This window comes from Candidatus Obscuribacterales bacterium (assembly GCA_036703605.1).
GTDB lineage: Bacteria > Cyanobacteriota > Cyanobacteriia > RECH01 > RECH01 > RECH01.
Genome location: DATNRH010000384.1, coordinates 1 through 1,710, shown reverse-complemented (window position 1 = coordinate 1,710; position 1,710 = coordinate 1). Strand labels below are relative to the sequence as shown.

The window sequence follows — 1,710 nt, the reverse complement described above, 5'->3', positions numbered from 1 at the left end:
CCTATGACTGACAAGCCTGACATCCTCATTGTGGATGACCAACCGGATAACCTACGGTTACTCTCCAATATTTTAAGCCAGCAGGGTTACAAGGTTCGGAAGGCTCTGAATGGGGCTTTGGCGATCGCGGCGGTTGAGGCGGCCCTCCCGGATGTCATTTTGCTGGATATCACCATGCCAGATATGTCGGGGTATGAGGTGTGTCAACACCTCAAAGCATCTGTGCGTACACAATCTATCCCCATCATTTTTCTCAGCGCTCTGGATGACGCTACAGATAAGGTGAAAGCCTTTCAAGTCGGTGGGGCAGACTATATCACCAAACCCTTTCAAACCGAAGAGGTGGTGGCTCGCTTGGCGCTCCAGATAACGCTCCAGCAGCAGCGGCAGCGCCTGCAAGAAGAAATTAACCACCATCAACAAACCGTAGAAATCCTGCGCCAGTCTCGGGCCATGCTATCCAGTGTGCTGAATAGCTCCCTTGACGGCGTCGCTGCTTTTCAGGCCGTACGAGACGATCAGGGCGATATCATTGATTTTCAGTGGGTGGTAGCTAACCCAGTTGCCGCCTCTTGGGTCGGTAAATCCCGAGACGCCTTGATTGGACAATCAGCCCTAGACGAACTTCCTAACGTCAATACCCATGAACTCTTCGACTGGTTTGTAGAAGTTGTGGAAACCGGGCGATCGCTCGATCGAGAATTTTGCCACCATCGCCAAGGGCAACCAGCTTGGTTCCAGCTTGTGGCGACGAAACTCGGCGATGGCTTTTCCCTCACCTTCCGTGACATCACCCCGATCAAAACCATGGTGGCCCAGCTAGAATCGACCAACCATGAGCTGGAACTCCGTAATCAACAACTTCAAGAGCGCATCGATGTTTGCGATATCATTTTGTCTGAACGGCTGGAAGCCGAGTCGGCCCTGCGCCAAGTGGAAGAACGATACCGCAGCATTTTTGAGCATTCCATTGAAGGAATTTATCAACTAGCACCCAATCGTCACTATCTGGGCGTCAACCCTGCCTTCGCCCAGATTCTAGGCTACGACTCGCCGGAAGACTTTATGGAGTCGGTCATCTCGCCCGAACAGCTTTACGTTCAACCCAAGCGCCAGGCTGAACTATCTGCCTATATGCAGCGCTATGACTCGGTGCCAGATTTCGAGTCTCAGGTCTATCGCCGCGATCGCTCCGTGATTTGGGTATCGGAAAATATCTGGGCCGTGCGGGATACGGAAGGGGTGCTGCGCTACTACGAAGGCATGATTACCAACGTGACCGATCGCAAAGAGGCTGAGCGAGAACTGCGGGTGCAGCGGCTGCGGAGTGAACGCTTGCTGCTGAATATTTTGCCTCAGCGCATTGCCGAACGATTGAAGCGTAGCCCCCGCACGATCGCGGATAGTTTTACGGATGTGACCGTGCTGTTTGCAGACTTAGTCAATTTTACACAGTTAGCCAATCGCATTTCCCCGCAAGAGTTGGTGGAGTTGCTCAATCAAATTTTTTCGACCTTTGACAGTCTTGTGGAAAAATACGGACTGGAAAAGGTGAAGACTGTCGGAGATGAGTATATGGCCGTCTCTGGGATGCCCAGCCCTCGCCCCGACCATGCCGGGGCGATCGCTGAATTGGCGCTAGATATGCAGGAGGCCATTAGTCAGTTTAAGACCCCAGATGGCGATCCCTTCCAACTGCGGATTGGCATG

1 protein-coding gene is annotated in these 1,710 nt (G+C 52.7%); it reads left to right on the top strand.

What is annotated here, in order from left to right:
- Positions 1 to 1,710: adenylate/guanylate cyclase domain-containing protein (locus tag V6D20_07990; GenBank protein HEY9815725.1), on the top strand; the 1,710-nt coding region annotated here is incomplete at both ends.